Source organism: Alteromonas sp. M12 (genome assembly GCF_037478005.1).
In the GTDB taxonomy this organism is placed as follows: domain Bacteria; phylum Pseudomonadota; class Gammaproteobacteria; order Enterobacterales; family Alteromonadaceae; genus Aliiglaciecola; species Aliiglaciecola lipolytica_A.
The window spans coordinates 1,596,670-1,610,881 of record NZ_CP144164.1 but is presented as its reverse complement, the minus strand read 5'-3'; the positions used below and the strand labels follow the sequence as shown (position 1 = coordinate 1,610,881).

Genomic DNA, 14,212 nt, shown 5'->3' with positions numbered 1-14,212 from the left:
AATCATGAAAGTATAGCAAGTTGTCATTTAACTGGCAGCATAAGCCGTGCTTAAGCAGGTCTAGACAAAAATGTCTTTGACGTTCCAACAATCAAATCTGTGTAAAACAGCTGCACAAAATCGTCACGCTTAATGGCCTTAGAAAAAAGAAATCCTTGCCCACATTCAATGCCAATCTCTCGCAACATTTGCATTTGTTCTACACTTTCAATTCCTTCTGCCACTATGTCACATTTCAGTGCCCGACCAATCACTTGGGCAGCTTGAATAATCGCCAAATTCACCGGATTGTCTTCCAAGCTCATAACAAATGTTTTATCTATTTTTATCGCATCAATAGACAGATCGCGAATGTAGGCTAAATTCGAATAACCTTTACCAAAGTCATCCACCGATACTTTCATTCCCAAAGTTCGAGCTTCAGATAACTGACGTTTAACCATTAACGAATTAGACAGCGCCACATCTTCTGTTAACTCAAGTTCTAAACAGTTCAAATCAATGTCATAAAGTTTCTGCAGTTCCCGTAATTTAGGAATGAATTTGAAGTCGTAAAGTTGAGTGGGCGACATATTTACCGACAGAACAATATCTATGCCCTGCTGTTTAAAGAAGACCGCACTTTGAAATGCTTTTTCCAACGTCCAGTTACCCAATTCGTTCATCATATTATAAGATTCAGCAGCTTCGATTAATGCACCGGGAAACAACACGCCGTCTAACGGGTGATTCCATCGTAATAAACACTCAGCACCAGTAATCTTTAGGGTTTGTAAATTCACTTTAGGTTGGAAATAAATTTCTAATTCATCATTTTGAAAAGCGCGTTTCAAATCGGCTTTTAACGCTAAAGAACGACCACTATGCATTCTTTGGCTCATACTAAGAATATGTAAATTCTCATATTTATTTTCTTTAGCCTGTTTTAACGCAGACTCTGCGGCAGCCAGTAATTTAATGGTATCTTGATTATCCGCTTCATTGGCTACAGCACCAACATTGAAGTCAGCGATAAAGGCGTGCCCATCAATGTTAATAGGCGTTTTAAAGTGTTCGACTAAATGATTGAAGTGGTAACGAAGTTGTCTGTCTCCATGACGTCCTGGAATGACAATACCAAAAATATCACCACTCATTCTGCCGAATAGGACTTCTCGTCCAAATAAATATTTGATGCGGTTAGCTATCGCCAACAAAATGATGTCGCCGACTTGATAACCAAGGGAACTACTAACGTCTGAAAAGCGTACGACATCGATTAACATTAAGGATAATTTGTTATCGAGTTTAACCGCTTCATCTATGCGATCTAAAAATGCATATCGATTCGGGATAGTTGCTAACGTTTGGTGAGCTTGACCCATTCTAATTTTTCTTATTTAGGCGCACTGCTAGGCAATTACTAAGATTCTATACGTATCTGAGGGCAAAAGAAAAGGCTCAATTGAAAAATTGAGCCTTTTAATAACATATCAGCGGTTTTGAAATCTAAACTGTAACCATATGAGTGCTAGGTTAGCAGCAACTATCTAAGTCTATTAGGTTCAAAATGATTGCTCTACTTCACATGCATCTAACTTCCAGATTCGATCTACGTAATCTTGAACCGAGCGGTCGGAAGTAAATTTACCCATTCTGGCACAATTTAAAATTGCCATGCGGGCCCAATCTTTACTGTCTCGATAGGCTATATCCACTTTATTTTGAGCTTGCGAATATGCCTCGAAATCTGCTAACACTAAATATGGATCACCACCATCAAGCAGACTATGCTTCAATGAGGATAAAGCACCAGGCTTTCCAGGCGTGAAATAGTCGGTTTCTAACCAATCTAAAATAGCCTTGAGTTCCGCATTTTGGTAGTAGTAATCATATGGGTTATACCCTTTGGCGTGTAATTTATCGACTTCCTCAACCGTTAACCCAAAAATGAAGATGTTTTCGTCGCCCACTTCCTCAGCAATCTCTATATTGGCACCATCCATCGTACCTATAGTCAAAGCACCATTTAGCGATAGCTTCATATTTCCGGTACCCGATGCTTCTTTTCCGGCTGTCGAAATTTGCTCGGAAACATCAGCAGCAGGGATCATTTTTTCAGCCAAGCTGACTCGATAGTTGGGTAAAAACACCACTTTTAATTTTTTGTTTACCCGCTCGTCATTATTAATTCGTTCTGCAACCATATTAATCGCGTAAATAATGTCTTTGGCTAATTTATAACCTGGCGCAGCTTTCGCTCCAAAAAGAAAGACTCTAGGCTGCATGTCATAGGCTGGGTTTTCTAATAATCTGCGATACAGAGCCATAATATGTAGCAAGTTTAGATGCTGGCGCTTATATTCATGTAAACGTTTAATCTGCACATCAAATATGGCCTTAGGATCAATGTCGATCCCAGTTAATTTTTTCACCTCACTGGCAAGTGCGATTTTATTGTTAAGCTTAATTTTCATAAAGTCTTTTTGAAACTTTGCCTCAGTTGCAAATTTTTCTAAGTCTTTTAATTTTTTTAAGTTTAACGGCCAATCAGTACCAATCTTCTTATCAATTAATGCTGACAGTTCTGGATTACATGCTTTTAGCCAACGACGAGGTGTTATGCCATTAGTTACATTGGTGAGTTTATCTGGCCACATTTGGTCAAATTCTGGAAAAAGATTCTGTTTAACTAACTTGGAATGGATTTCAGCCACACCATTAACAGCAAATGAGCCAATCACGGATAGATTGCCCATGCGTACCATTTTATTGTTGCCTTCTTCAATAATTGACAGCTTTTGCTTAATTTTATTATCGCCAGGCCATTTTTTTTCTACTTCAGCTAAAAAGCGGGAGTTAATTTCGTAAATAATTTCTAAATGACGAGGCAGTATTTTTTCAATCATTCTGGCCGGCCACTTTTCTAATGCCTCTGGCAGCAAAGTATGATTAGTATAAGCAAAGGTTTTATGGCAAATCGCCCAAGCGTCATCCCAATCGAGTTCTGCTCGGTCAACCAAGATACGCATCAATTCAGGGATAGCGATAGCTGGATGGGTATCATTCAGTTGAATTACGACCTGTTGCGAGAAACGGCTCCAATCATCACCATGGGCACGTTTGTAGCGTCGTATAATGTCTTTTAGTGAACAAGCGCAGAAAAAGTATTGCTGAATTAGACGAAGTTCTTTACCCGCTTCGGTTTCGTCATTTGGATATAGCACTTTAGAAATGGTTTCAGCTTGCACATTTTCTGATTGGGCATCAACATAACCACCAGCATTGAAAACATCCCAATTGAAATAATTTGACGCTTGGCTTTGCCATAAACGCAGGACGTTTACCGTTTTACCGCCAAAACCGACGACTGGAATATCCCATGGAATACCTTTGACAATAGAGAACCAGGATGCCATTCTTTTAATATGCGACCGTTTTCACCATATTTGGTTTCCACATAACCAAATAGTGGTACTTCTTGAATTGATTCAGGACGGCATATTTCCCAAGGATTACCGTAGTCACGCCAACTATCGGGACGTTCTATTTGCGCACCATTTTTAATTTCTTGACGGAATAAACCATTTTCGTAATGGATTCCGTAACCTACTGCGGGCAAGTCCATTGTCGCTAATGAATCGATAAAACAAGCAGCTAAACGTCCCAACCCACCGTTACCTAGTGCCATGTCTGGTTCTTCTTCCATCACATCGGTAAGACTGACACCCAACTCTTGCAAGGCTTGTTGTGTCACTTCAAATAAACCCAAATTATGCAGGTTATTGGACATTAAACGGCCCATTAAAAACTCAGCGGAAAAATAGTGAACGGCTCGGGTATCGTTTAGGTAGTGGGATTTCTGGGTGCGGCGTAAACGCTCAAGGACTTGTTCTTGCACGGCTGCACATGCCGCTTTCCACCAAGCGTGGTTGTTGGCTTTATTTTCGTCTGTACCTAAAGAACAATGAAGGTGACGAACAATTGCTTCTTTAATATCACTCTTGTCTAATTTTGCAGGCTCATTTAGAGCCTTACTTTTAAGATTAACTTTTGGCATGACAGGAATTCCCACTTTTGCGACTTTCTATTCAATTCGAAACTGTAATAAAATTACAGTTTTCAGTATGAACGTAGTTTTAGCAGGAATTCCTAATCAATTCTATTAAATAAATGTTAATTTTTAGACTATTTTCGTAAATATTCTACAAAACACGAGTTATTTAACTAAAATAGAACCGAAAACAAACATTAATTAAACATTTTTGGATTTAAACACACCATCCACTAGGTTTTGAGCTTCATTTAAAAGACTATCTAAGTGTGTTTCGCCATTAAAACTCTCTGCATAGATCTTGTAAACGTTTTCTGTACCAGACGGACGTGCAGCAAACCAACCATTTTCGGTACTCACTTTCACGCCACCAATAGCGGCATTGTTACCTGGCGCATGAGTTTGGATATTGTTAATTTTCTCACCCGCTAATTCTGTAGAGGTAATTACCGACTTATCCATCTTACTCAATACTTGTTTTTGTTCATGACTGGCTGCAACATCAATACGTTTATAACTTGGCGAGCCAAACTGTTCTGTCAGTTTCTGATAATGTTCGCCTGGATCGATGCCGGTAACCGCCATGATCTCAGCCGCTAATAAACATAAAATAATGCCGTCTTTATCTGTAGCCCAAGGCTGACCATTCCTGCGTAGGAAAATTCCACCAGCACTTTCCTCTCCAGCAAAACCGAATTCGCTGTTTAACATACCTTGTACAAACCACTTAAAACCAACTGGCATTTCCGCTAATTCACGTCCCAGAGATTTAGCGACACGGTCAATCATGCTGCTGGAAACAAGGGTTTTACCAATTTTCAAATTGCTAGGCCAGTCGCTGCGATGCTGGTATAGGTAATTGATGGCTACAGCAAGGTAATGATTAGGGTTCATCAAACCTGCGGTCTTAGTGACTATTCCGTGACGGTCGAAATCAGGATCATTACCAAAGGCGACATCAAAATCTTGACGGAGCTCAATGAGTCCAGCCATGGCGTAAGGCGATGAACAATCCATACGAATTTTGCCATCTTTATCGCGGTGCATAAATCCAAATTGTTGATCAACTTTGTTATTAACCACTTTGATATTTAGATTGTAACGGTCGGCGATGATGTCCCAATAGCCTAAACCAGCTCCACCCAAAGGATCTGTTCCAAGACTTAAACCAGCTTCAGATATTGTTTTGAGATCAACGACTTGATCAAGTTCGCTAATATATTGTGCGGATAAATCAACCTCTTGAACAAACCCTGATTTCATTGCTGCATCAAAGTCCATGCGCTTAATTTCTTTGCATCCTGCGGCAATAATGCGATTCGCTCTATCTTGGATCCAATTTGTCATCCCCGTCCGCGGGACCACCGTGAGTGGGATTATATTTAAATCCACCATCCTCGGGAGGATTGTGCGAAGGTGTAATCACCACCCCATCTGCCAAGCCGGATTGCTTACCGCGATTGTAGTTAAGAATAGCGTGAGAAACGACCGGTGTAGGGGTATAGCCTCGCTTTTCTTGCACTATCATGTTGACCTGATTTGCGGCTAAAACTTCCACTGCAGTAATAAAAGCAGGCTCTGATAAAGCATGGGTGTCCATACCAATGTACATAGGACCACTAGTATTTTGAATACTTCTATATTCCGCCAATGCTTGGCATATAGCCGCAATGTGGACATCCGTAAACGTATTTAAAAAAGCACTACCACGATGACCAGAAGTCCCAAACGCCACAGCTTGTGTAGGATCGTCTAGATTCGGTTTATTGGAATAATAAGCGCTGACTAAGCGCGCTACATTGACTAGTTGTTCTGGAGCTGCCGGCTGTCCTGCCTGTGGATGAATTGCCATAATAATCCTAGTAGTGAGTTTGAGTGAGTTTAGGCTTTAAATATTTTACCTAAGCGTTCTACATTACTTTTAGAATACCCTAAGATAGCAGCGGTATTGGTTAGCATAGTACATTTTTTCTCTGTATTGTTATTTGTGACTACCCAATACTCTGAACCGGGTATTTGTTTTGGGTTAGTACTGCTGCCCGTTTTTAATAATACATTTTTGTCAGTCGCAAAATAGAGTCGACCTTTACCTTTAATTTCCAAAACCGCATTAAAACGATCCGGATGGGTTTGATGTAAAGCGCCCAACATCTTTAAAAAACGTTCTACCTTGCTCATGGGTTGATCAAAAGTCTCTTGGTTCAATAAATCGAACAACGACGTTGCATCAACCACCTCATCAGTGTTTTTTTGCTCTTTTGCTTGCACGTCACGAACTTTTTTAATTTTATTTATATCTTTGACTTCTTTATTTACTTCTGCTGGCTTGGATACATCAACTCTAGGACTTTCCCCTGCTTTTAAGCCTAATTCATCTATCAAAATTCGGCGCAAGATATCTGAAGCACTTTCACCGATATGCTTCGTTTGAGAGGCAATAAATCCATATAATTCGTCGTCGATAGTAATCGTTTTCATATTTCTAATAACTGCTATTTAAAAGTGCCACTATTATAAGACTAATGACATTTTTATTTCAGTAAAAAATTCACTTCTCTGTTCTAATTGGCTGACTTTCCTGCCGTTTATTGTGATTAAGTTGGCTTCTTGACCCCCTGACATAAAAAAGTGAATAAGATCTATACGTGAGTATTAACCCTGACAGTTACACGACTCTCAGCATGGTCTAGAATTAAATAGAGTAACTGTTTCTTTTCAAATACTAAAATAAAAAACAAGGTATTGCCAACTATGCACCCACAATTGCAAAATGCGATAAGTCAGGTTTCAGAACAAGTCATTGGCAAGCACCAACAGATTAAATTAGCGTTTACCTGTTTATTGGCTAATGGTCATTTGTTGATAGAAGATTTACCCGGAATGGGCAAAACTACCCTATCCCATGCACTTGCGGCAGTATTGGGGTTGGATTTTTCCCGCATTCAATTTACTTCTGATTTATTGCCTGCGGATATGCTGGGTTTAAACATTTTTGATAGCACCAAACAATCCTTTCAATTTCATCCAGGACCGATTTTCAATCAATTGATTTTAGCTGATGAGATTAATCGCGCTAGTCCCAAGACCCAAAGCGCTTTGTTAGAAGCCATGGAAGAAAAACAAGTTAGTCTAGACGGTGAAACACGAGCTTTACCTACCCCATTTTTTGTTATTGGGACACAAAATCCAATGCATCAATCAGGGACCTACCCTTTACCTGAATCTCAATTGGATCGTTTTTTAATGCGTATTCAATTAGGTTATCCAGATTGGCAAGCTGAAAAGAAAATGCTTTTGGAGCAAGATTTCGGGACTAAAAAACCCCAACAAGCCTGCTTAACTGTTACCGAATTTACACAAATGCAAGAGCAAATAAATAAGGTAAATGTATCTGATGCCATATTGGATTACATTCTAAAATTAGTAACCCATAGCCGTGAAAACGAAGGTTTCCCTAATCCCTTGTCCCCACGAGCAAGTAAGGCACTGATGCAAGCGTCCAAAGCCTGGGCGTTTTTGCACGGCAGAGATTACGTCATACCTGAAGATACCCAAGCGGTGTTACCGTCGGTAGCAGAACATCGAATGCGCGCAGCTTTGTCCGACTTTAATGGGCAAACGAGTTTGAGTGATCGGCTACTAGAAGCCATTGACCCGTTGGCAGCCTAATATGTTTGGTTGGCAATCAACTGCACAGAGATGGTTAGATAGGCGCATTCCTGAAGCCAATAACTATAAATTGAACTACCGTAGTATTTTCATTTTTCCATCGCGTTTCGGAGGATTGTTTATCCTGTTATGTGTGGGTTTATTTATTTTAGGAACCAATTATCAAAATAACTTAATGATAATGTTATGTTATTTTTTAGTCTCATTATTCCTTCTGAATTTATTTATCGCATATCTAAATTTTGCCAAGTTGGAAATTCAATTGGGTAAAATTCAACATGGATTTGCAGGGGAAAAGCTACAAATACCAATCTGGTTTAACAATAATAAACAAGTTTCCCACGGAATCCTTAAACTGAATTTTTGGAAGGTGAAAAATAATATTAATGTGGACTTGGACAATTTTTCGAATCCTATTTACCTTCCTTTGGATTGCCCACAAAGAGGTAGATTGAAATTACCCCGAGTCACACTAACCAGTACTTTTCCTTTGGGATTAATCAGTTGTTGGACTCACCTAGCTTTTTCATCTGATATTGTGGTTTACCCCAAACCTTTGGCTAGCAAAGTTCGCCTAATTGATAAACAAGACTCAGTGCACCTCAACCAAGCAGATTCGTCGCTCAAAGGTCACGATGATTTTGATAGCCTAGCGCCATACAAACAAGGTGAGCCCCTTTATCATGTGGCGTGGAAACAAGTCGCCAAAGGCCAAGGCATGATCTCCAAACAGTTTTCCAATCAATCAGGTGCAACAGGCTGGTTAATGTTGGCGTCGCTAAATTCCCATGATTTAGAACACAAACTCAGCGAGTTGAGCTTTCAAGTTATTGAATTAACTAGAAACAATAGTGTATTTGGTTTGGACTTGGGTAACCTTAAAATTGCGCCTAGTAGTGGAATAGAACATCAATATGCCTGTTTAAAGGCGCTCGCTTTGCACACGCCTTATTTGGAAGGCGTTAAATGATGATCTCTTCTGCTAAAAATCATGCTCATATCATACTGACTATGGTATTTCTGTGTATTAGTTTGAGTTTACTTGAGCCAGTAATGGGCTGGATTCTCATTTTAGTGGTGTGCGCTGTAGTGATGCGCAGCGCACTGTACTTAGAGTTGCACAAGCATGCTCCATCTGTACGTACACTCAACCTCTTAGCACTGTTAAGTGCAATTGTACTGGCCTATTTTAGTTTCCAGCTAGGGGTACTTCTAGGCATGATAAACCTGTTAGTTTTAGCCTGCTCATTAAAGTTAATGCAGTTACGCAGTATGAAAGATTATTATCAATTAATAACCTGCTGTGGCTTCCTGATTGGTTGCGGTTTTATATTCCAAAATAGCATAGGTTTTAGCATTTTTTATTTGTTCCTAACATTGCTGCTTTTGCTTTCTCTAGCCTGCAATATCAGTCCTAGCCTCGGCTTTGACACTAATTTAAAAAGAATCGCGATTATGGCAGGGCAGGCTTTACCTATCACCGCCTTATTGTTTATTGTACTGCCCCAAATAGGCCCATTGTGGCAAATGCCCACGGCCAAATCGCATCAAACCGGATTAGCAGAACAGGTCACTCCTGGAGATATTGCGCAGTTGTCTCAAAGTGCAGAATTAGCATTTAGAGTAACATTCAAAGGCGCCATCCCTGTCCCTCAAGAACGCTATTGGCGGGCTCTGGTTATGGAAGAGTTCGACGGTAAAACTTGGCGAGTATCTGCAGAACGAAAAGCGATTCAGCGCCAGTACAAACGGTTTAATAAAGAATTCACTCCCACACTTACTGGAAAATTCTATAGCTATGAGGTTATTGCTGAGCCAACCCATCAAAACTGGTTATATAGTATTGATGTTGGCGTTCCAGAAGGTCCCAAGAGTGCAAACCAGATTTGGCAAAGCCACGAATATCAATTAACAAGTCACACGCCGCTGGTAAGTAACTTTCAATATACATTGCGATCGTATCCCGAGACACCTCTTAACCAAGCTATCTATAGTGTAGACAGGCGGATTAATTTGCAACTGCCGGACACAGGAAATCCCAAAACTCAAATTTGGGTTAATAACCTGCGATCGCAATATCCCGATGATCAGGAATTCATACGCCAAGTATTGGCATATTTTGCTGAGCAACCTTTTGAATACACCTTACAGCCTCCGTTAATGCAAATAGATACTGTAGATACGTTTCTATTTGCACAACAGCAAGGGTTTTGTTCCCACTATGCTTCTGCTATGGCGTATATTCTGCGACTTGCAGGGATTCCAACTCGCTTAGTGACAGGTTATCAAGGCGGCGAAATGCGTGAGCAAAATTACATGAGTGTGTATCAATATGATGCCCATGCATGGATTGAGGCATGGCATTCAGATTTGGGGTGGCAGCGCTATGATCCAACTGCAGTGGTAGCTCCTGATAGAGTAGAGTATGGTTTAAGATCAGCAATAGAAGAAGCAGCAGAATTGATTGACTCCCCCTTCTCACTTAGTCGCTATAGCGCAATAGCTTGGTTAAATGAGTTTAGGCTTTTACTAAAAGATATTGATTTCGTATGGACCAAGTGGGTGTTAGGTTTCGATAAAAACTCCCAAAAAGACTTAATTAAATCACTAATTGGCGAGTTGACCCCAAAAAAGTTAGCCCTATTTGGACTCAGTGTGATCGGCTTGATCGTGCTTTTATTGGCATTTTTCTTTCTGCCATCGTTACATCGCAAAAAACCTGATCATATTACCCTGTACTATCAAAAATCAGAAAAGCTCTTGAACAAGCTTAAAATCTACCGGGCAAAATCCCAAGGGCCACTAGACTTTGCCAATAGTGTAAAAAACAAGCTTCCCAATTCACTACACCAACCTTTTAGCAATGTGACGCATATTTATATGCGCCATCATTACCAGCAAAACACCAATGCTCAAAAATCGAGTAATAGAACACGAATAAAACAACAGTGGCAAGCCTTAAAAAAAGCAATTAATCGACAGCTTAAAAACTAATCATTAAATAAAAGCGGATAAGCCTAAGCTGAAAGTCGCGCTTTAAAACGCTAGAGGGTTTTAATATGAACGGTCACTTCTTCTCGGTCGTGATAAAGGTGTTTCGCTTGCCATTCATATTTAATCGCATGTTTGTCCATCATTTCATGCACAAGTTGCTTCGCTTGGGTAACCGATTCGTACCTTTGTTTCATGGGCAACTTTAAATTAAAAATAGCTTCTTTACACCATCCCTTAATTAGCCAGTTAGCCATAAGTTTCGCCACGCGCTGGGGTTGCTCAATCATATCGCAAACTAGCCAATGAACATTCTTTTTACGGGGTTCGTATTTAAAGCCATCTTCAGGAAAGTAGCTAACCTGCCCTGTTTCCATCAAAGCTGCATCCATAGCGCCATTGTCAACCGCTTGCACAAAAAGCCCTCGCTGCACCAATTGATATGTCCAGCCACCTGGACATGCCCCTAAATCTACGGCGTGCATACCAGGTTCAAAACGGATTTGCATCTCAGCTTTGGGGATAAAAACCTGAATGGCCTCATCTAATTTAAGGGTTGAACGACTGGGTGCAGATGAAGGTGAACGCAAACGTAAAATGCCTAGCGGCAACGGACTGTGCTTTTTAGGGTTAGAGAATCCAAGAATCACTTCAACACCAGTGACAAAAAATACAAATAAACAAGGTTTGTTAGTTTGTTCTTTTGCTGTCAGTAAGTTGTTTTTACGTAAACTTTGTCGTAATGGTACCGCTAACTTTCGACATAACTTAGATAGTTCGCGACCATCCGTAGTGTCTGCATGTTCAACCCGCAGTTCACCAAATAAACTTTGGTCTTGCAAATTTTCTAAGATGGGAGAGATACGATCTGCAGTATCAGTGAGAGAAATAGGTTCTGTGCTCGCAAACATTTGACGAGCAAAGACCAAATCTTTTACGGCCAGTTGTTGAATAACTTTTTCTGGATCTCCATCTTGATGACAGATAAATCGGACAAAACCCGATTTTTTGGAAAACAGCGGATAACCAAATACACCTAGCTTACTCAACTGTTCTTGCAGTTCAGTGCACAGATCAGCCTCAAAGCCTGCTCGGCAATATAATAGTAGAGAATTAATTCTCATATTCGTAAGCTGCCACTAATAAACATACCCAACCGGCTATAAAACATAATCCACCCAATGGCGTAATTGGACCAACCCACTTTAAGTTAGTCAATGCTAACGTATATAAGCTGCCACTAAAAAAAATAATCCCAAAAGCAAACGAACGTGCTCCCCAAATTAACCACTGATTTTTCCAAAAACTGTAAAAAACTAAAAATGCCAACATAGCAAGACTATGGGTCATTTGGTATTGTACAGCAGTGTGAAAGTAGCCTAACGAATTCTCAGTTAACAAGGTCTTTAATGCATGCGCCCCGAAAGCCCCGAGCAATACTGATAGCGCTGCACTACTAGCAGCGAACATTAATAAAAACTTCATATTTGTCCCTTCATAAATTTTATCATTCTATCGGCTGCAGAATTAATATGTTCAACGGCTGTAATTCCACTCGATTTAAGCGGTACAAAACTATGGTCTGCCGCTGCTAAGAATTGAACTTCTATATTTTTAGGGAGTGGATATGACTCCACTCTACTGCGATTCCCGAATGTATCCCGCTCCCCCTGAATAATCAGTATAGGTGCGTTTGATAAATATAGATGTTCAGTGCGTTCCTTTTCAGGTTTACCTGGTGGGTGAAAAGGGTAACCTAAACAAATAACACCTTTAACTCGAGCAAGTGACTCAAGCATCGAGGCCATTCTTCCCCCCATGGATTTACCACCAATAAATAATGGTAGCTCTGTATCGGCACTATTTATCATCTCTGTAAAATCTTGCAGCAAAATATTAGCTCTATCAGGGGGCTGGCGTTTATTTTTTTCCGCTGCTCGAAGCATGTATGGGAAGTCAAAGCGTACAACCTCTACCCCACCTTGACAGAGTATTTCGGCAACCTGTTGCATAAACTCACTATGTTTATTCGCGCCAGCTCCATGGGCAAAAATAAACCGAGCAAACGGCTTTTCAGGACGATCAATTAAGCACTTCATCTTGCTCCCCATCTTGCTCTTCTTTAACCTGTTCTAACAACCAATGCCGAAAAGTCGCAATTTTACCTAACTCGGCTTGAGATTCATGACAAACAAGATAATAACTACTTTTACTCACTAAACGCTCTTCAAATGGACAGACTAATCGTCCAGAAGCTAATTCAGGTCGTGCTAACACACTATTTGCAAGCGCAATTCCTTGCCCAAGTGCCGCGGCTTGAAGAACCATCATAGTGTGACTAAAAATGGGCCCCTGCTCGACTTTGACGCCGCTAACATGAAATTGTCTAATGAACGTTTTCCAACTTTCGCGGGTACTGTCGTGTAACAAACGATGGTATTTAAGATCATCGAGACTATCTAAAGGCTTAGTACCGTTAAATAGCATTGGCGAGCAAACAGGTGTCAAATACTCAGTATGAAGTTTGTCTACTTTTAGCCCTGACCATTTGCCTCGCCCATAATAGATAGCCACATCAACATCGTCCTCTAAGAAACCATCATCAAAATCTATGGCTTTGATTCGCACATCTATATCAGGGTATTGCTGGCTAAATTGGTTCACCCGAGGCACTAACCATTGGATGGCGAAGCTTGGAGGCATGGCCACAGTTAGAGCACCTTTAGCGCCTGCCGCGAGAAGCCTCTCAGTAGCTGAGTGTAGTGATTCGAACAGTTCTTTTAATTCAAGGTAATAGCTTTGTCCCTGCTCTGTAAGTAACAAAGAACGATTCTTACGTAAAAATAATTTGATCGAAAGATACTCTTCCAAACTTTTAATTTGATGGCTAACTGCGGCTTGCGTTACGTAAAGCTCATCTGCCGCTTTCGTAAAACTTAAATGCCTTGCAGCAGCTTCAAATGCTCTAAGGGCATTCAATGGGGGCAATCGGCGATTCATGACAAATCTTATTTTTAGTGAATTGTGTTAAGGATAAACTAGAAACGCTTTTTAATCATTAGTTTTTCTAATGATTATCCATACTAAATGTCATTTTCAAGGTTTCACGTTATTGTATAAAATAGCTCCAAGTTAAAATTTTATGTATATAAAACATTAACTTATTTGTACATTTTTGTTAAATAAATATAGCAAAAATGATAATGTTAAATGAAAATAATTTAGAGAAAATATGAAAAACTTAAAATATCTTACAATTGCGATTGCTTTAAACGCCAGTGCTATCAGTTTTGCTAGCGCTAATGAAACAACTGAAATGGGCTTGTCACTAGCAACAACCATTGACGCTTTACTTCAACAAAACTTGGAAGACTTGCAACCATTGAACTCAATTGAAGCTTCTAAACTTTTGTTAGGATCTAATGCTGCCAAAAAAGAACTACAAAAATTTATAGTTGAAATTGAAGAAACTTCAAGTGTAAACAACACGGCGAAACTAACTGAATAAGTTCGCCGTTA

Annotated in this window: 10 protein-coding genes and 2 pseudogenes; 4 read left to right on the top strand and 8 right to left on the bottom strand. The window is 40.0% G+C overall.

The window, feature by feature from the left end:
• Positions 1-50 precede the first annotated feature (50 nt).
• The 4 genes and pseudogenes from VUI23_RS06950 to seqA all read right to left on the bottom strand — a co-directional run bounded on the left by VUI23_RS06950 (position 51) and on the right by seqA (position 6,511).
• Positions 51-1,364 carry a bifunctional diguanylate cyclase/phosphodiesterase gene (locus VUI23_RS06950; RefSeq protein WP_216050297.1) on the bottom strand — a complete coding sequence of 438 codons (1,314 nt, stop codon included), beginning with the start codon at positions 1,362-1,364 and terminating at the stop codon, positions 51-53.
• A 180-nt stretch (positions 1,365-1,544) separates the two neighbouring features.
• Positions 1,545-4,039 (bottom strand): annotated as a pseudogene (locus VUI23_RS06945) (glycogen/starch/alpha-glucan phosphorylase).
• Between the two features lie 195 nt (positions 4,040-4,234).
• A pseudogene (gene pgm, locus VUI23_RS06940) lies at positions 4,235-5,885 on the bottom strand (phosphoglucomutase (alpha-D-glucose-1,6-bisphosphate-dependent)).
• Between the two features lie 29 nt (positions 5,886-5,914).
• Entirely contained in the window at positions 5,915-6,511 is a 597-nt protein-coding gene (gene seqA / locus VUI23_RS06935; protein WP_216050294.1) for a replication initiation negative regulator SeqA, read from the bottom strand.
• A 273-nt stretch (positions 6,512-6,784) separates the two neighbouring features.
• Between seqA and VUI23_RS06930 the strand changes: the two genes are divergently transcribed.
• Genes VUI23_RS06930 through VUI23_RS06920 form a run of 3 tightly spaced genes read left to right on the top strand, consistent with a single transcriptional unit; the run spans position 6,785 to position 10,696 of the window.
• Entirely contained in the window at positions 6,785-7,702 is a 918-nt protein-coding gene (locus VUI23_RS06930; RefSeq protein ID WP_342807474.1) for a MoxR family ATPase, read from the top strand.
• Between the two features lies 1 nt (position 7,703).
• Positions 7,704-8,672: a DUF58 domain-containing protein gene (locus tag VUI23_RS06925; protein WP_342807472.1), complete on the top strand. Its 969-nt coding sequence runs from the start codon at positions 7,704-7,706 to the stop codon at positions 8,670-8,672.
• Entirely contained in the window at positions 8,669-10,696 is a 2,028-nt protein-coding gene (locus VUI23_RS06920; RefSeq protein ID WP_342807470.1) for a DUF3488 and transglutaminase-like domain-containing protein, read from the top strand. Before VUI23_RS06925 ends, VUI23_RS06920 begins: the two co-directional genes overlap by 4 nt.
• 50 nt (positions 10,697-10,746) lie before the next feature.
• Here VUI23_RS06920 and rlmM read toward each other — a convergent pair whose 3' ends face one another.
• From rlmM to VUI23_RS06900, 4 genes are read right to left on the bottom strand one after another with little or no spacing between them, the layout of a single operon-like run.
• Entirely contained in the window at positions 10,747-11,811 is a 1,065-nt protein-coding gene (gene rlmM / locus VUI23_RS06915) for a 23S rRNA (cytidine(2498)-2'-O)-methyltransferase RlmM (RefSeq protein WP_342808256.1), read from the bottom strand.
• On the bottom strand, positions 11,807-12,178 hold the full coding sequence (locus VUI23_RS06910) for a DUF423 domain-containing protein (protein WP_342807468.1): 372 nt from the start codon (positions 12,176-12,178) through the stop codon (positions 11,807-11,809). The genes rlmM and VUI23_RS06910 overlap by 5 nt, the downstream gene beginning before the upstream one ends.
• Positions 12,175-12,792, bottom strand: coding sequence for an alpha/beta family hydrolase (locus tag VUI23_RS06905; RefSeq protein ID WP_342807466.1), 618 nt, complete (start codon positions 12,790-12,792; stop codon positions 12,175-12,177). The genes VUI23_RS06910 and VUI23_RS06905 overlap by 4 nt, the downstream gene beginning before the upstream one ends.
• The gene (locus tag VUI23_RS06900) at positions 12,776-13,693 is read right to left on the bottom strand and encodes a transcriptional regulator GcvA (protein ID WP_216050289.1); all 918 of its coding nucleotides are present in this window, start codon (positions 13,691-13,693) and stop codon (positions 12,776-12,778) included. The genes VUI23_RS06905 and VUI23_RS06900 overlap by 17 nt, the downstream gene beginning before the upstream one ends.
• A 232-nt stretch (positions 13,694-13,925) precedes the next feature.
• Between VUI23_RS06900 and VUI23_RS06895 the strand changes: the two genes are divergently transcribed.
• Entirely contained in the window at positions 13,926-14,201 is a 276-nt protein-coding gene (locus VUI23_RS06895; RefSeq protein ID WP_216050288.1) for a hypothetical protein, read from the top strand.
• The last annotated feature ends 11 nt before the right edge of the window (positions 14,202-14,212 follow it).

What these genes read in the sequence shown, in the direction of transcription:
- VUI23_RS06925 (WP_342807472.1), top strand. Translation starts at nt 7,704, where the DNA reads ATGTTTGGTTGGCAATCAACTGCACAGAGATGGTTAGATAGGCGCATT.
- VUI23_RS06905 (WP_342807466.1), bottom strand. Translation starts at nt 12,792, where the DNA reads ATGAAGTGCTTAATTGATCGTCCTGAAAAGCCGTTTGCTCGGTTTATT.
- VUI23_RS06900 (WP_216050289.1), bottom strand. Translation starts at nt 13,693, where the DNA reads ATGAATCGCCGATTGCCCCCATTGAATGCCCTTAGAGCATTTGAAGCT.
- VUI23_RS06920 (WP_342807470.1), top strand. Translation starts at nt 8,669, where the DNA reads ATGATGATCTCTTCTGCTAAAAATCATGCTCATATCATACTGACTATG.
- VUI23_RS06895 (WP_216050288.1), top strand. Translation starts at nt 13,926, where the DNA reads ATGAAAAACTTAAAATATCTTACAATTGCGATTGCTTTAAACGCCAGT.
- VUI23_RS06930 (WP_342807474.1), top strand. Translation starts at nt 6,785, where the DNA reads ATGCACCCACAATTGCAAAATGCGATAAGTCAGGTTTCAGAACAAGTC.
- VUI23_RS06910 (WP_342807468.1), bottom strand. Translation starts at nt 12,178, where the DNA reads ATGAAGTTTTTATTAATGTTCGCTGCTAGTAGTGCAGCGCTATCAGTA.
- seqA (WP_216050294.1), bottom strand. Translation starts at nt 6,511, where the DNA reads ATGAAAACGATTACTATCGACGACGAATTATATGGATTTATTGCCTCT.
- VUI23_RS06950 (WP_216050297.1), bottom strand. Translation starts at nt 1,364, where the DNA reads ATGGGTCAAGCTCACCAAACGTTAGCAACTATCCCGAATCGATATGCA.